Source organism: Paenibacillus sp. FSL H8-0104, assembly GCF_038050215.1.
GTDB lineage: Bacteria > Bacillota > Bacilli > Paenibacillales > Paenibacillaceae > Paenibacillus > Paenibacillus amylolyticus.
Genome location: NZ_JBBOTC010000001.1, coordinates 4812277 through 4835551, shown reverse-complemented (window position 1 = coordinate 4835551; position 23275 = coordinate 4812277). Strand labels below are relative to the sequence as shown.

Annotated in this window: 22 protein-coding genes and 1 other RNA gene; 19 read left to right on the top strand and 4 right to left on the bottom strand. The window is 46.0% G+C overall.

Annotated features, from left to right (window positions below; genetic code table 11):
• Positions 1-35: 35 nt before the first annotated feature.
• The 4 genes from rpoD (at position 36) to rnpB (ending at position 3701) form a co-directional block, all read left to right on the top strand.
• The gene (gene rpoD / locus NST38_RS21490; protein ID WP_017687256.1) at positions 36-1175 is read left to right on the top strand and encodes an RNA polymerase sigma factor RpoD; all 1140 of its coding nucleotides are present in this window, start codon (positions 36-38) and stop codon (positions 1173-1175) included.
• Between the two features lie 184 nt (positions 1176-1359).
• Positions 1360-2118 carry a tRNA (adenine(22)-N(1))-methyltransferase gene (locus tag NST38_RS21485; RefSeq protein WP_076250709.1) on the top strand — a complete coding sequence of 253 codons (759 nt, stop codon included), beginning with the start codon at positions 1360-1362 and terminating at the stop codon, positions 2116-2118.
• Positions 2094-3209 (top strand): Nif3-like dinuclear metal center hexameric protein, encoded by a 1116-nt coding sequence (locus NST38_RS21480; RefSeq protein WP_076250711.1) that lies wholly within the window; start codon positions 2094-2096, stop codon positions 3207-3209. The genes NST38_RS21485 and NST38_RS21480 overlap by 25 nt, the downstream gene beginning before the upstream one ends.
• Positions 3210-3291: 82 nt before the next feature.
• Positions 3292-3701: RNase P RNA component class A (gene rnpB / locus NST38_RS21475), an RNA gene on the top strand.
• Between the two features lie 256 nt (positions 3702-3957).
• On the opposite strand, the gene NST38_RS21470 is transcribed toward rnpB, so the two are convergent.
• Positions 3958-5187 carry an aminotransferase-like domain-containing protein gene (locus NST38_RS21470; protein ID WP_076250713.1) on the bottom strand — a complete coding sequence of 410 codons (1230 nt, stop codon included), beginning with the start codon at positions 5185-5187 and terminating at the stop codon, positions 3958-3960.
• 107 nt (positions 5188-5294) lie between these two features.
• On the opposite strand from NST38_RS21470, the gene pdxR reads away from it, so the two are divergent.
• Complete coding sequence (pdxR, locus tag NST38_RS21465; RefSeq protein ID WP_076250715.1) at positions 5295-6815, top strand: MocR-like pyridoxine biosynthesis transcription factor PdxR; 1521 nt, start codon at positions 5295-5297, stop codon at positions 6813-6815.
• Positions 6816-6826: 11 nt separating this feature from the next.
• Positions 6827-7159: a hypothetical protein gene (locus tag NST38_RS21460; RefSeq protein WP_256720005.1), complete on the top strand. Its 333-nt coding sequence runs from the start codon at positions 6827-6829 to the stop codon at positions 7157-7159.
• 102 nt (positions 7160-7261) lie between these two features.
• Here NST38_RS21460 and NST38_RS21455 read toward each other — a convergent pair whose 3' ends face one another.
• Positions 7262-9136 carry a S8 family peptidase gene (locus NST38_RS21455; RefSeq protein WP_076250717.1) on the bottom strand — a complete coding sequence of 625 codons (1875 nt, stop codon included), beginning with the start codon at positions 9134-9136 and terminating at the stop codon, positions 7262-7264.
• Positions 9137-9419: 283 nt separating this feature from the next.
• Between NST38_RS21455 and NST38_RS21450 the strand changes: the two genes are divergently transcribed.
• The 6 genes from NST38_RS21450 to thiI all read left to right on the top strand — a co-directional run bounded on the left by NST38_RS21450 (position 9420) and on the right by thiI (position 14270).
• A complete protein-coding gene (locus NST38_RS21450) occupies positions 9420-9926 on the top strand; it encodes a YpuI family protein (RefSeq protein WP_017687263.1) in 507 nt (168 codons plus the stop codon).
• A gap of 165 nt (positions 9927-10091) precedes the next feature.
• Positions 10092-10310, top strand: coding sequence for a DUF1540 domain-containing protein (locus tag NST38_RS21445; protein ID WP_074095869.1), 219 nt, complete (start codon positions 10092-10094; stop codon positions 10308-10310).
• Between the two features lie 35 nt (positions 10311-10345).
• Entirely contained in the window at positions 10346-10759 is a 414-nt protein-coding gene (locus NST38_RS21440; RefSeq protein WP_036615008.1) for a hypothetical protein, read from the top strand.
• Positions 10760-10949: 190 nt separating this feature from the next.
• Positions 10950-11702, top strand: a complete 753-nt coding sequence (locus NST38_RS21435; RefSeq protein WP_076250719.1) for a lytic transglycosylase domain-containing protein — start codon at positions 10950-10952, stop codon at positions 11700-11702.
• Positions 11703-11874: 172 nt separating this feature from the next.
• Positions 11875-13023, top strand: a complete 1149-nt coding sequence (locus NST38_RS21430) for a cysteine desulfurase family protein (RefSeq protein ID WP_076250721.1) — start codon at positions 11875-11877, stop codon at positions 13021-13023.
• A 5-nt stretch (positions 13024-13028) separates the two neighbouring features.
• Positions 13029-14270 (top strand): tRNA uracil 4-sulfurtransferase ThiI, encoded by a 1242-nt coding sequence (gene thiI, locus NST38_RS21425; protein WP_076251201.1) that lies wholly within the window; start codon positions 13029-13031, stop codon positions 14268-14270.
• Between the two features lie 122 nt (positions 14271-14392).
• On the opposite strand, the gene NST38_RS21420 is transcribed toward thiI, so the two are convergent.
• A complete protein-coding gene (locus NST38_RS21420; protein ID WP_047843768.1) occupies positions 14393-15103 on the bottom strand; it encodes a TerC family protein in 711 nt (236 codons plus the stop codon).
• A gap of 87 nt (positions 15104-15190) precedes the next feature.
• Here NST38_RS21420 and NST38_RS21415 point away from each other — a divergent pair, with 87 nt between their 5' ends.
• The 6 genes from NST38_RS21415 to NST38_RS21390 all read left to right on the top strand — a co-directional run bounded on the left by NST38_RS21415 (position 15191) and on the right by NST38_RS21390 (position 20967).
• Positions 15191-15850 carry a TerC family protein gene (locus tag NST38_RS21415; protein WP_076250725.1) on the top strand — a complete coding sequence of 220 codons (660 nt, stop codon included), beginning with the start codon at positions 15191-15193 and terminating at the stop codon, positions 15848-15850.
• Positions 15851-16147: 297 nt separating this feature from the next.
• Positions 16148-16642 (top strand): hypothetical protein, encoded by a 495-nt coding sequence (locus NST38_RS21410; RefSeq protein ID WP_036614997.1) that lies wholly within the window; start codon positions 16148-16150, stop codon positions 16640-16642.
• Between the two features lie 177 nt (positions 16643-16819).
• Positions 16820-18664, top strand: a complete 1845-nt coding sequence (gene typA / locus NST38_RS21405) for a translational GTPase TypA (RefSeq protein WP_036614992.1) — start codon at positions 16820-16822, stop codon at positions 18662-18664.
• A gap of 303 nt (positions 18665-18967) precedes the next feature.
• On the top strand, positions 18968-19264 hold the full coding sequence (locus NST38_RS21400) for a YlaH-like family protein (protein WP_036614990.1): 297 nt from the start codon (positions 18968-18970) through the stop codon (positions 19262-19264).
• Between the two features lie 90 nt (positions 19265-19354).
• Complete coding sequence (locus tag NST38_RS21395) at positions 19355-20416, top strand: LCP family protein (protein WP_076250727.1); 1062 nt, start codon at positions 19355-19357, stop codon at positions 20414-20416.
• A 98-nt stretch (positions 20417-20514) separates the two neighbouring features.
• Positions 20515-20967, top strand: a complete 453-nt coding sequence (locus NST38_RS21390) for a pyridoxamine 5'-phosphate oxidase family protein (RefSeq protein WP_017687276.1) — start codon at positions 20515-20517, stop codon at positions 20965-20967.
• Positions 20968-20974: 7 nt separating this feature from the next.
• On the opposite strand, the gene NST38_RS21385 is transcribed toward NST38_RS21390, so the two are convergent.
• A complete protein-coding gene (locus NST38_RS21385) occupies positions 20975-21670 on the bottom strand; it encodes a YhcN/YlaJ family sporulation lipoprotein (protein ID WP_076250729.1) in 696 nt (231 codons plus the stop codon).
• 152 nt (positions 21671-21822) lie between these two features.
• On the opposite strand from NST38_RS21385, the gene NST38_RS21380 reads away from it, so the two are divergent.
• Positions 21823-23157: a PhoH family protein gene (locus NST38_RS21380; RefSeq protein WP_024628438.1), complete on the top strand. Its 1335-nt coding sequence runs from the start codon at positions 21823-21825 to the stop codon at positions 23155-23157.
• Positions 23158-23275 lie beyond the last annotated feature (118 nt).

Here is a 23275-nt window from a genome sequence, read left to right as displayed (position 1 = left end):
TGATTAGATGTTTCTAGGGAGGAGGGAGTCGAATTATGGCGAATGATCAGCATACTGAACTAGAAACAGAATTGACACTGGATCAGGTTAAAGATCAATTGATTGAATCAGGTAAAAAAAGAGCTTCGCTGAATTACAAGGAAATTATAGAGAAACTCTCTCCTTTTGAGCAGGATGCAGAGCAAATGGATGAGTTCTATGAGCAACTGAGCGATCTGGGTATCGATGTAGTGAATGAAAACAATGAAGAGGTTACACTTCGTCCTAGTGAAGATTCCGAGAACAACACCAGAGAGGGAGAGGACGAATTCCACTTTGATGATGATCTGAGCTTGCCGCCAGGTATCAAAATCAATGACCCTGTCCGTATGTACCTCAAGGAAATTGGTCGTGTGCCACTGTTGTCGGCAGATGATGAAGTACAACTGGCTAAACGGATTGAGAACGGGGATGAAGAAGCCAAGCGTCGTCTGGCTGAAGCTAACTTACGGCTCGTTGTCAGTATCGCCAAGCGTTACGTTGGACGTGGAATGTTGTTCCTTGATTTGATTCAGGAAGGTAATATGGGTCTGATCAAAGCGGTTGAGAAGTTCGACCACAAAAAAGGATACAAGTTCAGTACGTATGCTACATGGTGGATCCGCCAAGCGATCACTCGTGCTATTGCTGACCAGGCGCGTACAATCCGTATCCCTGTGCACATGGTGGAGACGATTAATAAGCTGATCCGGGTATCCCGTCAGCTGTTGCAGGAACTTGGGCGTGAACCGACACCAGAAGAAATCGCTGCTGAGATGGATCTGAGTGTAGAGAAAGTTCGTGAAATTACGAAGATTGCACAGGAACCGGTTTCTCTGGAAACACCAATTGGTGAGGAAGATGATTCCCATCTGGGTGACTTCATTGAAGATCAGGAAGCACTTGCTCCGGCGGATGCTGCTGCGTATGAGTTGCTGAAAGAACAGCTTGAAGATGTATTGGATACATTGACTGAACGTGAAGAGAACGTGCTTCGTCTACGTTTTGGTCTGGACGATGGACGGACGAGAACGCTGGAGGAAGTCGGCAAGGTATTTGGTGTTACGCGTGAGCGTATTCGTCAGATCGAAGCCAAGGCTCTTCGTAAGTTGCGTCACCCGAGTCGTAGTAAACGACTCAAGGATTTCCTCGAATAATCGAACTATGGGAGACTTTCCGCAAGACGCTTTAGCGGCGGCGGGGTCTCCTTTATTTTTAATTTAAACGTCTTGATTTCTTGGTTTTGGAAATTCATCCTTGAAATGTTTTATTGGATTTTATTTTATCGCTTTTCCTTGTTCAATGCAAATCAATAAATTAAATGAATGGTGTAGGTGCTTCATGAAACTTTCGAATCGATTACAGCGAATACATGATCAAATTCCCGATGGCAGCCGCATGGCTGATATCGGTTCAGACCACGCGTTGCTACCAGTAGCCGCAATCCGCAGTGGGAAAGCTGCAAGTGCAGTAGCCGGGGAAGTCAATCCTGGCCCTTATGATGCTGCATGCAAACAAGTCAGCGATGCTGGCCTGAGAGAAAAAATCACGGTGCGTCGTGGAGACGGTCTTGATGTGATCTCTGCGGGTGAAGTGGATGTCATCACCATTGCAGGTATGGGCGGTGCCTTGATTGCTTCTATTTTGGACAGAGGTATATCCAAACTGGAAGGAGTCCAGTTACTTATTTTGCAACCAAATGTGGGTGAGGATATCCTCAGACGCTGGTTACTGGAGCATCACTGGGTGGTTGTAGCAGAACAGTTGCTCGAAGAAGATGGCAAGATTTATGAGATTATAACGGCGATGCCACAATCTGTAAGCCCGATTGCCAATGTAGAGGTGTATCGTGCACGTCCGCTTCAAGGCGGGGCAGAATTAACGGAAGATTTGCTGCTGCGGATGGGACCTTATTTGGTGGATCGTCCATCGGATGTATTTTTTGCCAAATGGGAAAGTGAGATCATCAAGCTGCAAGGGGTTGTTAACTCCATCTCCAAATCCGATCAGGATTCTTCCCGGGACAAGGCGGCTGAGGTAGAGCGTCTTATCGCAAACTTGAAGGAGGTTTTGGCATGTTTGCCAAAGGTCAAACTGTAATTCAACTGATGGAGCAACTCGCTCCCAAACATCTGGCTGTACCGGATGACCGCATTGGTCTCCAGCTTGGCAGTTTGCAAAAAGAAATCAGTCACGTGTTAGTAGCTTTGGATGTGACGGATGAAGTGGTGGACGAAGCGATTCGCATTGGAGCCAACCTGATTATCGCTCATCACGCCATCATTTTCCGTCCGGTTAAGTCACTGAGTACAGATACACCTATGGGTAAATTGTATGAAAAGCTGATTAAGCATGATATTGCTGTCTATATCAGTCATACAAACCTGGATGTGGCCGAGGGTGGGATGAATGACTGGATGGCCGAGGCACTTGGCATCGAGAGTAAAGAATCGCTGGAAGATGTACACACAGATCATCTGTACAAGCTGGCTGTGTTTGTGCCTCGTACCCATCATGAACAGGTTCTTCAGGCCATTCTGGAAACCGGAGCGGGGAGTATCGGTCAATACAACAAGTGCAGCTTTAACACGGAAGGTACAGGAACGTTTGTACCTGGTGAAGGGACTCAACCGTTTATCGGTACCCAAGGGCAGATGGAACGTGTGGAAGAAATGCGTATTGAGACCATCGTACCCCAAAGTCTGAGAAGTAAGGTCGTTCAGGCGATGCTTAAGGCTCATCCGTATGAGGAAGTGGCCTATGATCTCTATGCAATGGATTTAAAGGGCCGTACGCTCGGTCTGGGACGCTTGGGACCCCTTAGGGAACCTAAGACATTAGGTGAGCTAGTGGAGGTCGTGAAGACCCAATTCAATGTGCCTCATGTGCGGGTAGTAGGAGATCTGAACAAGCAGATCAAAAAAGCAGCGGTTCTTGGCGGCTCTGGCAGCCGTTACGCGCTCACTGCCCGCTTCAAAGGTGCGGATGTTATTGTGACCGGAGATATCGATTATCACACGGCTCATGATGCGTTAATGGCAGGTATGTGTATCATCGACCCGGGACATAATTCCGAGAAGATTATGAAACCAAAAACAGCGGATTGGCTTCGTTCCCGTTTGGAAGAAAAACGATATGATACGCAAGTTACGGCTTCTGAGGTAAATACGGAAGTATTCCAGTTTATCTAAAAAGACCGTTGATGTGCAGCTCCCAGTAATATTAAGCTTGTCTGGGAACCTAAATGCCTGTATACTATGTAATGTTGTTCGGAAAGCTTGACAGACAATCGCTGGTGGCCTTTGTTGCCACGAGAGGAAAGTCCGGGCTCCACAGGGCAGGATGCTGGATAACGTCCAGTCAGCGCGAGTTGAAGGATAGTGCCACAGAAATGGACCGCCGATGGCCGGATTTTCCGGCACAGGCAAGGATGGAACCGAGGTGTAAGAGACCCCGAGGAACGCTGGTGACTTCGTTCCTGGTAAACCCCATCTGGAGCAAGACCTAATGGGACACAGCCGCCTTTTCGGAGGAGGCAACCTTAGCCCGAGGTGTGTCTAGGTTGGTCGCTTGAGCTGTGCAGCAATGTATGGCCTAGATAGATGATTGTCGCTTCTGGTGGGAGGGTAGTTCCCGTATGAACCACGAAGAGCACAGAACCCGGCTTACGGTAAGCTTTCCTAACTGCAACAACAACACTATTGCAACACAATGTAGTCCACCTATCAGTCGAGGACAGCTCGTATGAATTATCCGATGGCCTGACTGATCAGAAGGACCCACAAACATCTAAAAAAACATAACTCCTGTTGATAACAGGTTCTATAAAAATAAGGCGGCAGTTCCGAGATTCTCGGGCCTGCCGCCTTATTTTTGTTTCTCATATCAAGTTATTAACCTTCATACGCTAAAGAATCGCGAAACGTTTATGACAGTTCATTACAGTGTAACAACACTGTCGGATGTTAAGGAAGCATGCCAACGTTGGATGGCGCGATCCATTCTTTCCACGGCTTCCGGAAGGAGCTCAGGGTCCGTATGAGTAAAGTTGATCCGCATGCGGTTTAACTCCGGTGTACCTGCATAGAAAGAATCACCTGGCACGATGCACACTTTCTCCTGGATACCGTAAGTGAACAGATTGCTTGCCAACATGCCTTCAGGCAGTTGCAGCCACAAGAACATACCACCTTGTGGTGAATTCCACGAGATACCTTCCCATGCTTTGGCTGCCATAAGAGTAGTCAGTGTTTTCATGCGTTTTTCATAATCCTCTGAAATATGGCGGATATGCGCATCCAGATCGAAAGATTCAAGCAGTGCATGAAGCGCTCTTTGGTCAATGCTGCTGGAGTGCAAGTCGGCACCTTGTTTGGCTCGTGCTGCCATTTTGACAATATCGGGAGCAGCCAGTATCCAGCCCGTACGAAGGCCAGGTGCTACCGTTTTGGAGAATGTACTGGTGTAGATAACGTTGGAAGGGCCGTCATAGGATACTGCATCCAGTTCTGCGAGAGCAGGGACATCCAATTGCTCCGGATTAAACCGAATTTCACCATAGGGATCATCTTCCAGAATAAGTACACCATACTTGCGGCACAGATCCACAGCTCGCTGTCTTCTTTCTCGTGACCATACTTTTCCCGTAGGATTGGAGAACGTGGGGTTAATGTAGACAAGTTTTGGACGATGCAACTGGAGTTGTTCCTCCAGAGATTCAGGCAACATACCGTGATCATCACAGGCTACGCCGTGAGATTCAGCTTGATAGGAATGAATGACTTGCAGAGCAGCGAGGTAGGTTGGTGATTCAACCAATACGCGGTCACCCGGGTCGAGAAGGATGCGGCAAACCAAGTCAATGGATTGCTGTGAACCCGTAGTGAGAAGCATGTGATCGGGTGAAGCGGGAATGCCCTTGGATTCAAGGCGTTCGGCGATTTTGGCGCGAAGAGGACGGTAACCCTCAGTCTCCGCATATTGAAGAGCGGCTGCTCCGCTCATAAATACTTTTTCATATGCAACGCGTATGGCTTCCAGCGGGAATGAAGTCTGGGCGGGTAATCCACCGGCTAGTGAGATCATTCCAGGTGCCTGAGCGGCCTGGAGCATGTCGCGAACGACAGAGGACGGGGTGTTTTGTGCCATTTTGGACCAAGGGATACTCATGTTATTCTCATCTCCTGTTATTCACTGTTATACTGATATTATAAACTATAATAGACGGACTACACTATAACAGTAAAATGAAGATCATAACAGTTGGGGGAGCACATATGCATATTGAATTAAAGCGGGGAAGCAGTACCAAATTGTACGTGCAGATTGCGCTAACGATTGCCGATCGCATCAGATCAGGACTCATCGAACCCGGAACCCGACTTCCTTCTGTGCGTAAAATGACCGCGGATTTGGGTGTCAGCCTGGTCACTGTATCCAAAGCGTATGCTGAACTTGAAGCGATTCAATTGATCACCTGCTCCCAGGGGAAAGGTTGTTATGTGAGAGGTACATTGAACGTGGATCAGATGGAGGATGTGGACCGAACGCAGCGAAACAATGCCAACAGTGAATCCAGTACGTCATGGAATTGGCAGATGGCACTGGTGGATTATTTACCGCGAGCCCAGCTCTGGAGACATTTTGATACGTCACCTCAAGTGCGGTATGAACTTCATATGTCAGCGATTCAGCCTGAACTGTTGCCTACACGAGAGATTATCGACAGCGCCTACCGACTCTCCTCTGATCATACAGAGCGTATGGCAGCTTACGGATCTTTTCAGGGGGATCGGGAGCTTAGACAGATCTTGGCCGAACACTTTGCCGAGCGTGGACTACAGGCTGCACCTGAACGCATGTTAATTACAAGTGGTGCTCAGCAGGGGATCGATCTTGTGGCACGAACTTTTGTCGGACCTGGGGATGTTGTATACATGGAGGCACCAAGCTATACCGGAGCCATTGATGTATTTACGAGTAGAGGCGCGAAGATCATTACGGTCCCGATGGATGACGAAGGCATGCGTATTGATCTGTTGACCCGATTATGTGATACCTATCCGCCCAAGCTGATCTATACGATCCCGACCTATCACAATCCAACAGGTATCACGATGAGTGCAAGAAGACGAGCACAACTTCTTAATCTCGCGCAAAGCTACCACTGCCTCATTCTGGAGGACGATCCGTTTGCAGATCTTTATTTTAGGGAACCTCCCCCGGCTTCCATTAAATCGATGGATGGGACAGGTCATGTCGTATATATCAAAAGCTTCAGCAAGGTGTTGTCTCCCGGTTGCCGTATAGCCTGCGCCATCGCAGACGGAAGTGTATTGACCCGGCTTGTGGCCGCGAAATCTACGGCGGATTTGGGGAGTCCGCTGCTTACACAAAAGGCACTGCAATCTTTCATTCAGAATCAGTACGGTGCCTATGTATCCCGATTGAGGGATGAATTGTATTCTCGCTTGTGCGCAGCATCTGAAGTGCTGGAAGAGCATGCTACTATGGGCATGCAATGGCGCTTGCCAGAGGGAGGACTCAATCTGTGGCTCCAACTTCCGAGTAACTTGGATATGCGTGAGTTGCATCATCAGTCACTTGCTGCAGGGGTCTCTTTCCTCCCTGGTTCAGCCTGTTATGTAGGGGAGATGGATACACCAAGTCTGCGTATCTGCTTCACGGTAACAAACGTTGAGCTTTTGTGTGAGGGACTTCGTGTACTGTGCCAAGTCATTGACAGAGTAACACCTGGGCAGGGTGGGACAGTGGCGGACAGGCTACCGCTCATATAATTTTTCGGACTATGGACATACATCCAATCCACTTTCGATCTGTTGCAATAGGTTATAGTATCACCAGAAAGGGAGTTGGTTTTGAAATGAACCATTACTGTCCACCGCTTTGCCCGATTGTTTGTGACCCGATCCAGGTTGTTGAGGATTATTACATCCCACAAATCGTGCCTGTAATCCACCCGATTGAAGTGATCAAAAAACATCACTGTGTTCCGATTCATCACCACATGTATCCTGTTGTTGTCAAAGAAGAAGACCCTTGCTATGTATCCAGCCATAATCCGAAGAAAAAATCCGTAAAAAAATCAAGCAAAGCCCGCACAACTTCTCGCAAACGCTAATCGCAGCGGGTGCCCCGGGGAATTGGATATAAACCAAAAAGAGCAGCGTACGCCCCGGGGCGCAGCTGCTTTTGTATTTTTTACAGATTATCCTCATTACGCTTACTGCGTATACTTTTTCATCGTATTATCCATTTGTTGTCTGACATGTTGCGGCCAGAACTGCAAAGGAGCGCTGTTGCCTGATGCGGCTTGCAGTGCCTTATAGACATCGATTTGACCATAGCCGAAATATTTGTCGTGACCTGGATCACCGAGGTCAATAACACTTTGGCGCATCAAATCCATCACTTCCGTGTTGGTCAAGTCCGGGTTCAACGAACGAATCAAACCTGCAAGTGCGGCTACATGAGGGCTAGCCATGGACGTTCCAGACAAGGCCGCATACTGATTATTTGGATAGGTACTGGCGATACTGGACCCTGGAGCCATCACATCAACATAGTCCCCGTAGTTGGAATAGGAAGCTTTGCTCATATCCGGGTCCGTAGCAGATACGGCAAATACTTCCGGATAAGCAGCAGGGTATCCTGGACGCTCTGTATTATCATTCCCCGTGGCTGCAATCAGGACGATATCCCGGTCAAAAGCGTATTTAATGGCATCATGAAGAAATTGCGCATCAGCATAATTGCCCAGACTCATGTTGATAACTTTGGCTCCATGATCGGCTGCCCAGATGATGCCTTCGGCAACGGCATATGTGGTACCAGAACCCGAGTTGTCGAGTACTTTAACCGGTAGTACCTTGTTATACCAGCTCATGCCTGCCACGCCTTCATTATTGTTGACAGTAGCGCCGATAATGCCTGCGACGTGTGTCCCATGTCCCACATCATCCATCGGTTGGCTTCCCGGCTCGACCACATTATAACCCTCAAGGAGCTTGCCCTTCAGGTCAGGATGATTCATATCAACCCCCGTATCAACTACTGCTACGATGACATCTTTGTTTCCCTTGGTAATATTCCAACCTCTGTTTGTCTCAATCGCAGGCAGGTTCCACTGATAATCGGAGAACAAAATGTCATTGGGTATCGTTACATCTGTTTGTTCAGTTACAGTATCATTGGTTAAATACATATAGTGGGGCTCCATATAAAGTGGATTCCATTTGCTTTCGAAATAACTATGCAATTGTTTGTAACTCATGTGTTCTGACCGAAAAACATACGTGTATCCCAGCTTGCGCGCAGATTGCGCTCTCAGATCGGATTTAATGATACGCATATCCCGTTCACCGGGATCTTGGCGAAAACGGATGACGATTTCATTTTCATAAAAATGACTGGCATTTGCATTATCATGTCCAGTTTTCACTGTGATTTCGTTAAGCGTATCCGGGTGAACAGACTCAATTTTGAATTTACCCTCTCGCGGATAAGGGATCATGCGCAGATTTTTGCGCTGATGTTGTTCAACAGCATTTAATACGTTCTGACTGAACAAGGCAATTACAGCTCTTTTGCCATCTTTGGAGGGTTGGCCCATAACAAAATATTTTTCTTTTCCCAAAGGAAAAGAAGAGGATTCAAAACTTTGACGTTTGTTTACCGCTTTTTTGGCAAGGTTGAGCGAATGTTGAAGCTTCTGTTGTTCCAACTTGCTTCCTTGTGTGGAGGCGTGATCAAAGGGCTTGTTAAAAGAGCCATTGGTATTCATCAGATGAATGGATCTGATATGTTCATGTGAACTTTGGAGATCATTCACATATCGGCTAACCTGAGCAGCATTCATTGTGGCGGTTTTCTCCAGCATGATACTGAGATGTTGCTTGGCATCCATACGGGTCAGAAGATCGGTTGCTTTGACATCCTGCACTTTCAGACGATGCTTACTCGTGTGCTCCTCATGAGCAGAGTCGGACAGGGCACTTGGCTTAGGTTCGGGACGATTGGATGTTGGGAGCAAAAGCGTCAGGGCGAGTGCTCCTGCACCAGCTGCAAGGGCCCAGTTAATCCATTTCGGTCTGGACATGGTGGATGGAACCTCCTTCGTTCATTTTGGACAATCATTAACAGTGCTTCGTCGTTGTCACTGGTTATATCTATCGTTAGAAAAAGCGGATATTTTTATGCAGGCGGGTTCGAGTCTAACTGCGTATAATAGGCATGTTTAACGGCAGAAGCGGAAAGCATGATTAAGGGATACCGCTCGTCATCTTTTTATGGTAGGATTATAGCTGAGAATTCAAAGGTCAGGGGAAAACCACCGTTGGCCGACCTATATGTAAGGACTTATTTAAGGGGGAGCTACCTTTATGTCAGCAGCCAATGTACAGAAAACATGTGAGTCAACTAGGGAAAAGTTAAAACCGGCTATCGATCGGATTGAAAATTTTTTGAATGAGAATGCTTTGCCTGAACTGGATCAGAATCAGACGGAAGAATCAACAGCCTTCTACAAAGGATTTCTTTCAGATCTCCGTCATTTGCTCGTTTTTTCTGAAGTTTCTTACGAAAAACTTGGCGTTGTGCTGCGTCGTGCCAACTTTGATGTCGATTTTGCCGAAAAGGCTCTTTATAATACGTATCACCAATGCGTAAACAGCTTTTTCTATCCCAAAAATGAATGTTATTCCGAAGACGGAAGATACGCTTACACAGGACAAGATGCCATTCGTTTCCGTGACAAGCCAATCCGTGCAGTACGGGATGTCATTCTTGAGGTTTCCAAAACGTACGAAGAATTGCGCGATGATCTGGCATATTATGAAAGTGATTACCTGACTCAGCGCCGTATGCAAAATCAACGGAATCACGCCTAATTAACGTTTAAACTTGAATATGAAATTGGACGAAACCGCCCTTGTGGCGGTTTTTTTGTGTTATTAGTGTGAATCGGACGAGGTGTAATCATGTCATCATCTGGCATTTTGACGGGGAATATCAGGTTTGTGGCGGGGAGACAATAGTAGTCGAGGTGATAAAAAATGAGCCAAGACAAACCAATTGTCAAATGCAGCGTCTCCAACTGCAACTTTTGGGGAGAGAACAACTTCTGCCACGCTGATGCCATCATGATTGACATCGACCAACATGCCACCCGTCGTCTGCATGAGGAATTTGCCGGTGAGACATTTGACTCCGATCACCATGATCATGCACGCACATCCTCTGCAACATGCTGTCACACGTTCAAACCCAAGTGAGCAGTCATCCCTATTCATAACGGAGGTGCTTCCCAATGAAAAATGACGATAATAAGTTTAATTTTCAGGATCGCCCTAAAATCAATGTTGACGGTGAAAAACAGCGTATGCGCGTCGATTATCCCAGAAAAGCACATCGGGAAGAATACGGGGCAGAGGTCGCTCCTCCGACTGTCGTAAGAACTGGAGGTACCGAACGGGCAGAACCTGTACCTGAGAAGCATGAGGCAGACCGGGTCATGGAATCAACAGGCAAGGTTGCGGGTTACATGGGACTTGCCTTCGGGATCGCGTCTTTGTTCATGTGGTCAATCGTACTTGGACCGGCCGCAGCCGTACTGGGTTACTATGCCTATGTGAATGGTCGTAAGACAGCGGGAGCCTGGTCCATTGGACTGGGTGTTGTAGCTACGCTGAGTTATTTTTTCATGATTCCATTCGCTCGCTAACGTGTAAAATGATTCATTCAAAAGCCTTCTGTTCTCACCCAAATGCGGTGAATTACAGAAGGTTTTTTTCGTATATGCGCAGGTTATGTGGAGAGATTCATATATTTTTTTGAAAACAATGGAACCTTGCTGTAAAACGATGTAGAATAAGGTCATAATACGCTTAATTATACGGGAGTGGGTATAACTCATGCAGATTGATCCAAGCGGATCGCGGCAGTTGTTGGAACTGCAATTGTCCAATGTGAATAACCAAACCAGTGGATCACAATCGGATGCTGGTTCAACAGTGGATTTCGCCAATGTGATGGACGGGCTGTTAGGTACGGGTGCCAATTCGACGAGCAATACAGATTCTACCGCTACGGTCTCCAAAAGATCCAGTGATGGTCTGTTGTGGCTGCAACTCGGAAGCACGTACAATCCAGATATAAATACGGCAGGATCGTCCTCTGTCTCCAATAACATCGTTGAGTCTTTATTATCTTCATCCAATACAGGAATCGTGGATTCAGATGCATCTGTACCTACGGATTATGAATCTTTGATTGCCGAGGCAAGTGCCAAATACGGTGTTCCTGAATCATTGATCAAGGCCGTCATTGACACAGAGTCCAATTTTAACCCAAATGTGGTGTCCTCTGCCGGTGCCAAAGGGCTCATGCAATTAATGGATGGCACGGCTGCAGGGCTGGGTGTGAGTAATTCATTTGATCCTGCCCAGAACATTGATGCGGGTACGAGGTATCTTTCCCTTCAGCTCCAGCGTTTCGGTGGAGAAGTGAAGATGGCACTTGCTGCATATAATGCAGGGCCAGGGCGTGTTTCACGTCTGGGCGTGTCGAGTGATAGCGAACTGATGAGTGTACTTAACCGTTTGCCTTCCGAAACTCAGAATTATATCTCCAAGGTGGAGAAGGCACAGTCGAAATATGTGATCTAAACTCACAGATAGACAGTTGTGAAAACACATGGTAGACAGGATGAGATCAAATGTGGGAGCAGAAGCGCTTGAAACGCCTGTTCCCGGTTGGTCTTTTTGTGTTGTATGGGTATCGTGTTACAATGCTCACTGTAGGTTCAAGAACGAAGAGATAAGGGAGGTCTAACCTCATTTGAAATATTTTGATTATGCTGCAACCACACCTCCCCATCCTGATGTGATTCGTACGATGGCCGAAATTATGGAGACACAATTCGGTAATCCGTCCTCCATCCATGGGTATGGAGAGCGTGCCGATCAGTTGCTGCGTCGTGCTCGATCTGGATGCGCTGCTGCAATCGGCGTTAAGCCTGAAGAGATTGTATTTACTTCCGGTGCCACCGAGAGTAACAATCTTGCGATAAAAGGTGCGGCATTACGTTATCAGTCACGAGGCAGACACATCATCACTACGGCTACCGAGCATGCCTCGGTGTACGAAAGTTTTATGCAATTGCAGCAGTGGGGATGGGAAGTGACATTAGTTCCCGTGAATTCCGATGGAGTGGTCAACGCTCAGCAGGTTGTAGACGCGATCAGGCCCGACACGGTGCTTGTAAGTCTGATGCATGTAAACAATGAAACAGGAGCCATCCATCCGATTGCAGAGATTGGCAAACAGCTCAAAAAGAAAGCACCACGGGTGCTTTTCCATGTGGATGGTGTTCAAGGCTTTGGAAAAATGAAGGCGACACCTGCCGTTTGGGGTGCAGATCTATACAGTCTGTCTGCTCACAAGATACGTGGACCGAAGGGAGCAGGTCTCCTGTATGTGCGAAGTGGAGTGGAGCTTACGCCACTATTGTCAGGAGGATCACAGGAGCAAGGCCTAAGAGCAGGCACAGAAAACGTGGCCTTGCTGGTAGGCATGGCAAAGGCTATGCGAATGGCAGCAGAAGATCAGGTTGATTTTGCCCGGCGTACAACGGTGCTCCGTGATCGATTGATGGAAACGATACGTGCCATTCCTGAATTTGAATTGAACAGTCGCCCAGAGGGTGCACCTCATATTGTACACTTCTCCTATCCCGGGATGAAGGCAGAAGTGGCGCTGCACACCTTGGAGCAACTTGGCGTAACCATATCGACCCAATCTGCCTGTTCTTCGCGTTCGGCTGAACCGAGTCGGGCTCTACTTGCGATGGGCAGAGATGCAGCTTGTGCTGTTGGCGGATTGCGTATTAGTCTTGGAGATGAACATACAGAAGAAGATGTAGCCTTGCTTGAACAGGCTTTACATCAGATGGTGGCGCAGTTGCGGCCCCTCGAAAGGCGGATGTAATGGATATGAAATATGATATGCTGCTTCTCCGTTTCGGAGAGTTTATGTTAAAAGGGAAAAATCGTGCCCGATTTGAGAAAACGATCATTACACAGGTGAAAGCTTTGCTTAAACCTTATCCAGGAGCGAGCCTTCGCAAAGAATATGGCCGTGTCTATGTGGATCTTGGCGGTGAATCACATACTGAACTGATTAAGGTGCTGAAGCGGGTATTCGGTGTGATGTCGATTAGTCCGGTTAAAGTTACTCCATCTGAGCTTGATGAGATTGTGAAAACCGCAGTTGCGTTTATGGACGAAAGGGAGGACGAATTCAAAGAAGGCACCACATTTAAGGTAAATGTAAGGCGGGTTTGGAAAGAGTTCCCGAACTCTTCCCATGAAATGAACCATTTGGTCGGTTCCCCGATCCTTCGGAAGTTTCAGCAATTAAGTGTTGATGTTCGTCAACCTGACATTGAACTGCGAGTGGAAATTCGGGATCAGGGCACCTATATTTTCAACGAAACCATTCCGGCAGTAGGTGGGTTTCCACTGGGTACGAATGGCAAAGCGATGGTACTGCTATCAGGAGGAATAGACAGCCCGGTGGCAGCCTGGTCTTCCATGCGCCGTGGACTGGAAGTGGAATGTGTACATTTTTACAGTTACCCGTTCACAAGCGAGCGCGCCAAAGAGAAAGTCATTGATTTGGCACGTGCCCTTGCTGATCATGCGGGAACAATCAAGCTGCATCTGGTTCCATTTACAGAGATTCAAACGGCATTTACCCAGCTGGGTCAGGATAATCTGATTATTACGCTGATGCGACGTTCAATGCTGCGAATTGCATCCAAACTTGCCGAGCGTGAGCGGGCACTCGCACTGATCACCGGGGATAGCCTGGGCCAAGTAGCGAGTCAGACTCTTCCGAGTATGAATGTCATTGGTCGTGCGACGGATCTGCCACTGTTGCGACCACTGGTTATGATGGATAAACAGGAGATCATTACCTTGTCCAAACGGATCGGAACGTATGACATTTCTATTTTGCCATATGAGGATTGCTGCACTCTCTTTGTGCCAAAGTCACCTTCAACCAATCCAAATCTTCGAATTGTGGATAAAATAGAATCAACAATGAGCCATCTGTCAGAATGGGTGGATCAGGCGGTGGAACTAACTGAAACGATCACACTGCACGCCGGTGAAACTTCTGTGGTAACGAATCCAACAGGAGACAATGGCATGAAGGATGACTGGTTCTAAACTCAATAAAAATTAGCATGGCTGACATAATAAGGGCTATGTTAACTGCAAAAAAGGACTGTCCGATGAAATATCGTTCAGTCCTTTGCTGTATTCAGATGAAATTGTTAGTTTAAATTAGCCTACGAATAGGAGCGCTGTTGCTCCCCGCCAGATCCCTTGTGGCTGGAACTGCTGGAGCGTTTGCGATAACCTGCAAAGACTACACCTGCAATAACCACAACGATGAAGAGAATGCGTAATGCCGGATGTTCCGTAAAGTAAGGCAAGAGTCGCTGTTCCTCAGTGATCATATTGGAAGCCGTATACCCGAGAACAATGGCTCCGACATAGATGATCCAAGGAAAGTGATTAATTAGCTTGATAAACAGGGTACTGCCCCAGACGATAATAGGTACACTAATCAGGAGTCCAAGGATGACAAGCACGAGATGCTGCTGCGCTGCTCCAGCAACTGCAATCACGTTATCTAATCCCATGGCTGCATCCGCGATCACGATGGTACGAATAGCGGTCCACAAGGAAGTTCCCGCCTGAACATCATTGTGTTCATCTCCCTGATCCGCCAATAATTTATAGGCAATCCAGATCAGAAGTATGCCTCCCACAAGCAAGAGCCACGGAACTTTAAGCAACCATAAAACAACAACTGTTGCTAAAATTCGAATCAAAAGTGCGCCGCCAGTTCCATATAGAATCGCCTTTTTCTGCACGGAAGGGTGCAAGTTTCGAGCTGCGAGACCAATGACGATGGCATTATCCCCAGCCAGAATTAGATCAATAAAGACAACGTTCAGCAAAGCCAGCCAGAATGTGGGACTAAATAGCTCCATGATATATGTCACTCCTTATATACGGTTCAATCATTAAGAATAGCATGGACAACTCCGACATACAAGTTAATGTGGGGGGATGAGGACATGGATACACTATGGCTTTTAACTGAAATTTTAATGATCAATCTGGTATTAAGTGGAGATAATGCGGTTGTTATTGCGCTTGCCAGCAAGGATCTGCCACCAATACAACGCAAAAAAGCGGTATGGTGGGGAGCTTTTGGTGCGGTACTGCTGCGTTGTGTGTTAACCTTTGTAGCGGTATTATTGCTGGGAATTCCCTTTATCCAAGCGGCAGGTGGGCTGTTACTACTCTGGATTGCAGTAAAGCTGCTGCTTCAAAATGAGGATGAAGTACATATTCGAGAAGCTTCTACGACCTGGAAAGCCATTCAAACCATTCTGATTGCCGATTTTGTAATGAGTTTGGATAATGTTTTGGCCATAGCGGCTTTGGCAGATGGAGATTTGGCTCTGATCGTCATTGGTATTGCAATCAGTATCCCCATCGTCGTATGGGGGAGTGGGTTAATTGTTGGTTTGTTGAAGCGATTTCCGATTCTTATATTCGTCGGATCAGGCATCCTGGCCTTCACAGCAGGTGAGATGGTAATGAAAGACCCCAAGTTAGGAGAATGGCTGGGAGGTATGGCATCAGAGGTGCATACGCTGCTACCCGTAGCCATGGCTTGTCTTGTGGTTGCGATTGGAGGCGCACATAAATTTGTGCGGAAGAACGCATAGTTTAATTTTGGATAAAAGCTTGAACATATGACCGTCTGAACCGTCCGGTTTAGGCGGTTTTGTGGTGAGATAATACGCTTGTCAATATAACAATCATTGGGCTGGTCATAAGTTGCACATTTTAGGGTAATACAGGTAAAGGACGCACGCAAAGTGCGACATAAAGTATAGTTTTTTGCCGAAACATCGGATACACTAGAAGCATGATTAAAGGTTTGATTATCAACAGTCAGCATGGAATGCGTATCGTTTATGAAGAAATAAAGTACATAGCCATAGTATAAGAGGTGATTTTAGATGAGGATGAGAAATGAAAAAGCGATTGGACTATTTATTGCAGCTGCGGGAATTATTATTCTGCTTGGCAAGTTTGGCGTGTTTGGATTTATTGGTCGTAATTTCTGGCCTTTGCTGATCCTGCTGCCAGGCATCGCCCTTCATGCGTTATATTATGCGCGTATTTCACCATCGTGGTCACTCGTTCCTGCCGGCATACTAACGGTGTATGGTGTTTTATTTAGTATAACGAATACCTGGGGCGCTGGACTTATGAGCAGGCTGTGGCCAGCATTCTTGCTTGGGATCGCCATAGGGTTACTCGAATATGGAATGGCTGAACGGCGAAGACCGGAATATGTGTTACCTGCAGCTTTGATCCTTGGTGCGGTGTCCATCATATTATTCGGATTTACCTTGCTGCAAACGGGAATAATCTATGTACTTGCTGTCCTTTTGATCTTGGGTGGAGTCTGGTTATTACTTGGACGAGGACGTCAAGGGAGAGGCTGGTAACATTCCCAGTGGTCTTTTCGTGCGAAATATCTTGATTTTTACCTATAATAAACTATAATATAAGGGATATAGACATGCGTCGGGATATCACCGACGCTTATTTTGTGAGTAACCTGCGAAATTGCGGGAAGTTTAAGTAGATATGATTTGAAATTGGAAAGGATATGGATACAAAACATGCATTCAAGAGAACACATTCGCAATATTGCGATTATTGCCCACGTCGACCACGGAAAAACAACACTCGTTGACAAGTTGCTCCAGCAATCCGGTACTTACCGAGATCACGAAACGGTACAGGAGCGCGTAATGGACTCCAACGATTTGGAGCGTGAACGCGGTATTACGATTTTGGCCAAAAACACGGCTATAACTTATAAAGATTACTTGATTAATATTGTGGATACACCAGGACACGCCGACTTCGGTGGTGAAGTTGAACGTATCATGAAAATGGTTGACGGTGTATTGCTCGTTGTTGATGCTTATGAAGGCTGTATGCCACAAACGAAGTTTGTACTTCGTAAAGCACTTGAGCATAACCTGACACCAATCGTTGTTGTAAACAAAATTGACCGTCCAGCGGCTCGTCCGACTGAGGTTATTGATGAAGTATTGGACCTGTTCATTGAACTGGGTGCCAACGATCAACAACTCGAATTCCCTGTTGTATATGCTTCCGCATTGAACGGAACATCCAGCATGGATAATGATCCTGCCAAACAAGATGACAACATGATGGCGATCTACAATACCATCGTTAGTCATATCCCACACCCTACCGAAAATGTTGAAGAACCACTTCAATTCCTCGTTACTTTGATGGACTACAATGAATACCTTGGCCGTATTGCCATTGGTCGTGTTAACCGCGGTGTGATCCGTCAAGGACAATCGGTAACGGTTATTATGCGTGATGGTAAGAGTAAAACTGCACGTATCGAGAAACTGTTTGGTTTCCAAGGTCTCAAACGTATTGAGACGGAAGAAGCAGGAGCAGGCGACATCGTTGCCATTGCAGGGATCAAGGACATCAACATTGGTGAAACCATTGCCGACCCTAACAACCCGGAAGCTTTGCCAGTTCTGAAAATTGATGAGCCAACACTGCAAATGACGTTCCTCGTGAACAACAGTCCATTCGCAGGTCGTGAAGGTAAATGGGTAACTTCCCGTAAACTTCGTGAGCGTTTGTTGAAAGAGTTGGAAACAGATGTTTCCCTTCGTGTTGACGAAACGGATAGCCCTGATGCATTTATCGTTTCCGGACGTGGTGAGCTTCACTTGGGTATCCTGATTGAAAATATGCGTCGTGAAGGATATGAGCTTCAAGTATCCAAACCAGAAGTTATCGTAAGAGAAGTTGACGGTAAGAAAATGGAACCTGTTGAGCGCTTGTTGATTGATATCCCTGAAGAGAGCATGGGTTCCGTAATGGAGAGCCTGGGCGCACGTAAAGCAGAGATGGTTAACATGGTTAACACAGGTAGTGGTCAAGTTCGTCTGGAGTTCCTGATTCCAGCACGTGGTTTGATCGGATATAGCACAAACTTCCTGACATTGACTCGTGGTTACGGTGTAATGAACCATGCATTTGACAGCTACGCTCCAGTAGTATCCGGTCAAGTGGGTGGACGTCACCAAGGCGTGTTGATCTCAACTGAAACGGGTACATCTACGTTCTATGGCATGATGGGCGTTGAGGATCGCGGTACACTCTTCTTGGAGCCGGGTACTGAAATCTACGAAGGTATGATTGTTGGTGAACATACACGTGACAATGATATCGTTGTTAACATCTGCAAAGAAAAACAACTGACTAACGTTCGTTCTTCCGGTAAAGATGATACGGTTAAAATTAAAACTCCGATTATCTTCTCGTTGGAACAAGCGCTTGAATATCTGAATGAAGATGAATATTGTGAGATTACACCAAAATCTATTCGTCTTCGTAAAAAGATCCTGAACAAATCCGAGCGTGAACGTGCAGAAAAACAACGCAAAATGGCTTCTAAAGCCTAATAACAACAAAATAAACTATATAAGTTAGCATTTGATGGAACACATATGCACCATCGGCGTTGATTACAATCCACTAAAGTAGTGGAGGATACGGAATCGATTCTGTAGGAGCGAAGCGTTCGCCTTTATCCCCGGATTTTACCATTGAAAAATGGATCAAAAAAATCTGGGGATAACAGCGACCAAAAGAACGATCCGAATCCGAAACGGTCATATTGCAGAGCTTTGTAATTAATGTTGTTGGTGTTGTTCCATCAACCAGTTAACTTATCCTAGCATGAACACGAAAGGAGCTGGCTGTGCATGCAAGCATGGTTCGCATCACACCCGATCGTAGCCTACATCGTCATCTTTGTATTGATTACTTACGTATATAACAAGGTGTTTCGGGTACGTCAGAAATTGCCACTTGGTAAGGAAATCGTTCTCTATATTTTGATGGCGATGGGCACATTCATGCTTCTTATTTTTCAGATCGACAAGCTGCCCATCATTCAATGTTTGCTGGTGGCGGTTGGTTTGATGTTATTAGTGAGAGTGCGTTATTTTATTGAAGGTCGTCAAAAGAAAAAAGCGGAAGCTGCCGCTCGAAACTCATAAATCCTGTCTTGTACAGACCATCCGTTTTCCTTAGGGAAAGCGGTTGTCTTTTATTTAGACAAAAACAGATGTGATAAAGGTGTTGAAGATATGAACTCAAATTCGAACGGACTGCCTCCACGGAGACAGGCACCAACGCAATCCGGTGCTTCTGGATCGAAGAATGGCAAGGGCAAGCAGCCTAAGAAGAAAAAGAGAATGAATGCTTTTGGCAGAATCCTTTTAAGTCTATTGGTTATTGCCATTGTGGTAGGCGGTGGATATGCGTACTGGGTATACAATCAAGTCGTGGATACAGGCATCGATAAACCGGTACCTCCCGGGATGTCAGCCACAACCAAACCGATCACGATGCTGTTATTAGGCACAGATAACCGTCCTGAAACTGGCACACATCTCTCGGATGTTGTTATGGTGGCTTCGTTGAATCCGGAGACCAAGACGGCAACCATTGTATCTTTGCCTCGAGACACGCGTATTCAATTGGATGGGTACAAATCCAACAAGCTGAATTCCTATTATCCAAGATTCAAAGCACAGGAAAAAACCACTGGCAAAAATGCAGAGGATCAGATGAAAGAAATGATGGGCAAGTATTTGGATGTAGATATTAATTATACAACCGTCCTGAATTTCCAGGCATTCCGTGATGCTGTCAATGCCGTAGGTGGGGTGGATGTGACTGTGGATAAAAATATGTGTTATAGAGATACAGCCGATGGTACAGATATCAATCTGGTCGCAGGCGCACAACATCTCGATGGTAAAGCAGCACTAGATTTTGTTCGTTACCGCAAATCCAATTGTAATCCAAAGACTGATGAATCCAATGACTTTGATCGTAACAAACGTCAAAACCAAGTGCTGAACTCTATGCTGGATCAGATGAAATCTCTTGGGGGCATTACAAAGATCAGCAAAGTGATTGGTGCAGTTGACAAGAATATGACGACAGATGTGGAATCGGAACAAATGAAAAACTTTATCTCAACGTATTGGAACATTTCCACTTCGGATGTGCATTATACTCCGGTTACTGGAGAGTGGAGAAGTCCATATGTGTATATTAATGAAACGGAACTCGCCAATGCCAAGCAGGCATTACAAGATACACTTTCAGGTAAAGTAACGGCTTCACCTTCAAGTGAATAACCTTCATTCTTTTGGGATTGGAAGCACGTTAATCGGTATGCTATAATAACATAAACCAAGTACAAGAATTGCATAAAGAAGGTTAGGGGGCTGGTTGAATGTCCGAAGCCGTCACACAATTAACTGAATCTCTTTTACAGCAATTCAAGAATGAGACCTTTGTGCTTCTGAGCACAGTGGATGTAGAATCCGGAGGTCCGACTTCAACAGCCATCTCCTGGATTTATGCGGAGAATGCTTCTACTTTTCGTGTAGCGATCGATCATCGTTCACGTTTAGTGAATAACATGATTACTAATCCGCTCATTACGGTAACTGTCTTTGGAGAAGAGACGGTGTACGCAGTGAACGGACGTGCTGCGGTACGACAAGATCCGCTGCTGGACGTTCCATTTAATATGTGCTGTTTCGACATTACAATTGAAGCGGTGAGGAATGCTCTGTTTTACGGCGCTCAATTGTCCTCTGTGCCTCAATATGTCAAAATATATGATCAGCGTGCTGCTGAGAAATTAGATGAGCAGGTTTTTGCTGCCATGAAAAAAGCCTAGTGAGAGATCACTGGGCTTTTTGTTGTCTTTTGTCCGATGAATGCAGCTGCTGCATTTGTTGTTTTTGATTCATGTGTTCATCCGGATTTTGACGGACTTGGACGTCTTTCGGGAGTTGAGGGATAATTCGTCCCACCATGTCAGCGAGTTCTGAAGCAAAACCCGAAATTGGGTGCCCTTGACGAATATGTTCACCAATCTCTTTAATTCGTTCAGTGACATCTGCATCAGCAGTAACGATGGAATCTATACCTTCGGGGTCTTTGCGAAGTGCTTCGGCAACAGCGTACTTAATGGTACCCACCCGAGCACGTTCCAGTTCACCATCAACATCGATGCCAACTACAGCTGTATTACCGAGTATGACGCAGTTCGCATCTTCAACACCTTCTACTTGCTTGGCAAGGGCTTTAAGGTGATTGATTCGTTTTTCATTGGGCATCCGGCCACTCTGTGCATCATCCGCAATGTTGGTATCATGGACTTCACCTGTATTCTCATTGAGACGGTCCAAACGTGAAGGATTCATCCGATCTTCCTGTGCATTGAGCATGTGAGATCCTTTCCCTTGATCTTGCTGAGTTGTTACATTTCCTCCGTAACCTTTCGCATGTGTACCTTGATTCGGCGAAGCGCTGCGTGTGGAACTGTTGCAACCTGTAAGTATAAAGATCAGAAGCAGCGTGCAAACCCATATTTTCATAAATGTTCATCCTTTCTTGGAGTTTTTCAGAATGGTTGACAATTATTTTGCCCTAGTCGAATACATTTATGTATGGGATCATGATTGTCCATGCCGCTGCTGAAAGATCACACTATTCATGCCTTTAACGACGCCGCTTTGGAGGGGATTGAATGAAAAAGATTTTTGTATTGGATACCAACGTGCTTCTGCATGACCCCAATGCCATATTTGCCTTTGAGGAACATGAGGTAATCATTCCCGCGGTTGTACTGGAGGAGATCGACTCCAAAAAAAGAAATGCCGATGAAATTGGGCGTAATGCCCGTAATGTATCCAGACTGTTAGATGGATTACGAGAGCTGGGTCACTTGCACAGTGGGGTACCTTTGGCTAATGGAGGTAACCTGAAAGTAGAGCTGAATCATCGGAGTTTCGTGAAAGTTCAGGAAATGTTTGGTGAAGTGTCCAACGATAATCGCATTTTGGCTGTCGCACTGAATTATCAGATTGAGGAGAATGAAAAGGAAGTAGTCGAACGTCAGGTCGTGCTTGTCAGTAAAGATGTACTTGTGCGTATCAAAGCGGATGTACTTGGTCTGTTCACACAGGATTACTTATCAGATCGGACGGCAGGACTCAGTGAGTTATATCCAGGTTATACGGCCCTAAAAGTTCATCCGTCAGTGATTGATGAGTTTTACACATATCGTTTTTTACCAATCAAACCGTTACAGTTGTCTTATTCGTTGTATCCGAATGAATTTGTCATTCTCAAGGATGAGATGGGAACCAATAAATCGGCTTTGCTTAAAGTGAACACAGAGGGAACAAAGCTGGAGCCGCTTTTCCTCAGTAATGATAATGTCTGGGGTATTAGTGCACGTAACGCACAACAACGCATGGCACTGGAACTGCTTTTAAATGATGACATCCCGCTTGTTACTATCACCGGTAAAGCCGGAACAGGAAAAACCTTGCTGGCACTTGCAGCAGGTCTGCTTAAGGTAGAGGATGATCATAAATACAAAAAACTGTTGATCGCTCGCCCTGTCGTTCCAATGGGGAAAGATATCGGTTATTTGCCTGGTGAGAAGGAAGAAAAACTTCGCCCATGGATGCAGCCGATATATGATAATCTGGAGTTTTTGTTTGACACCAAAAAAGCCGGAGATATCGATAAAATCCTAATGGGGCTTGGCAGTATTCAGGTGGAGGCCTTAACGTATATTCGTGGAAGATCAATACCTGGACAGTTTATCATTATTGATGAAGCCCAGAACCTGTCGCGCCACGAAGTGAAGACCATTGTATCAAGGGTCGGTGAAGGCAGTAAGATTATTTTGATGGGAGACCCCGAACAGATAGACCACCCGTATCTTGATTCTGCCAGTAATGGTCTGACGTATATCGTGGAACGGTTCAAACAAGAGGGAATCAGCGGACACATCATGCTCGAAAAAGGAGAACGGTCCAAGCTGGCACAACTTGCAGCTGATTTATTGTAAAATTCAGGGGATTTATTTCCCGGAAAATGTTGTTATTGAAGCCGGCTCCTGGAGCCGGCTTTTTGCTGAAAAAATAAGTAAGCGTTATTACACAGAACTCGATATGCTCGTATTATGC

What these genes read in the sequence shown, in the direction of transcription:
- rpoD (WP_017687256.1), top strand. Translation starts at nt 36, where the DNA reads ATGGCGAATGATCAGCATACTGAACTAGAAACAGAATTGACACTGGAT.
- NST38_RS21455 (WP_076250717.1), bottom strand. Translation starts at nt 9,136, where the DNA reads ATGTCCAGACCGAAATGGATTAACTGGGCCCTTGCAGCTGGTGCAGGA.
- NST38_RS21420 (WP_047843768.1), bottom strand. Translation starts at nt 15,103, where the DNA reads ATGGAGCTATTTAGTCCCACATTCTGGCTGGCTTTGCTGAACGTTGTC.
- NST38_RS21440 (WP_036615008.1), top strand. Translation starts at nt 10,346, where the DNA reads ATGAAAAATGACGATAATAAGTTTAATTTTCAGGATCGCCCTAAAATC.
- thiI (WP_076251201.1), top strand. Translation starts at nt 13,029, where the DNA reads ATGAAATATGATATGCTGCTTCTCCGTTTCGGAGAGTTTATGTTAAAA.
- NST38_RS21415 (WP_076250725.1), top strand. Translation starts at nt 15,191, where the DNA reads ATGGATACACTATGGCTTTTAACTGAAATTTTAATGATCAATCTGGTA.
- NST38_RS21445 (WP_074095869.1), top strand. Translation starts at nt 10,092, where the DNA reads ATGAGCCAAGACAAACCAATTGTCAAATGCAGCGTCTCCAACTGCAAC.
- NST38_RS21485 (WP_076250709.1), top strand. Translation starts at nt 1,360, where the DNA reads ATGAAACTTTCGAATCGATTACAGCGAATACATGATCAAATTCCCGAT.
- NST38_RS21410 (WP_036614997.1), top strand. Translation starts at nt 16,148, where the DNA reads ATGAGGATGAGAAATGAAAAAGCGATTGGACTATTTATTGCAGCTGCG.
- NST38_RS21435 (WP_076250719.1), top strand. Translation starts at nt 10,950, where the DNA reads ATGCAGATTGATCCAAGCGGATCGCGGCAGTTGTTGGAACTGCAATTG.
- NST38_RS21450 (WP_017687263.1), top strand. Translation starts at nt 9,420, where the DNA reads ATGTCAGCAGCCAATGTACAGAAAACATGTGAGTCAACTAGGGAAAAG.
- pdxR (WP_076250715.1), top strand. Translation starts at nt 5,295, where the DNA reads ATGCATATTGAATTAAAGCGGGGAAGCAGTACCAAATTGTACGTGCAG.
- NST38_RS21460 (WP_256720005.1), top strand. Translation starts at nt 6,827, where the DNA reads ATGGACATACATCCAATCCACTTTCGATCTGTTGCAATAGGTTATAGT.
- typA (WP_036614992.1), top strand. Translation starts at nt 16,820, where the DNA reads ATGCATTCAAGAGAACACATTCGCAATATTGCGATTATTGCCCACGTC.
- NST38_RS21470 (WP_076250713.1), bottom strand. Translation starts at nt 5,187, where the DNA reads ATGAGTATCCCTTGGTCCAAAATGGCACAAAACACCCCGTCCTCTGTC.
- NST38_RS21395 (WP_076250727.1), top strand. Translation starts at nt 19,355, where the DNA reads ATGAACTCAAATTCGAACGGACTGCCTCCACGGAGACAGGCACCAACG.
- NST38_RS21385 (WP_076250729.1), bottom strand. Translation starts at nt 21,670, where the DNA reads ATGAAAATATGGGTTTGCACGCTGCTTCTGATCTTTATACTTACAGGT.
- NST38_RS21480 (WP_076250711.1), top strand. Translation starts at nt 2,094, where the DNA reads ATGTTTGCCAAAGGTCAAACTGTAATTCAACTGATGGAGCAACTCGCT.
- NST38_RS21390 (WP_017687276.1), top strand. Translation starts at nt 20,515, where the DNA reads ATGTCCGAAGCCGTCACACAATTAACTGAATCTCTTTTACAGCAATTC.
- NST38_RS21400 (WP_036614990.1), top strand. Translation starts at nt 18,968, where the DNA reads ATGCAAGCATGGTTCGCATCACACCCGATCGTAGCCTACATCGTCATC.
- NST38_RS21380 (WP_024628438.1), top strand. Translation starts at nt 21,823, where the DNA reads ATGAAAAAGATTTTTGTATTGGATACCAACGTGCTTCTGCATGACCCC.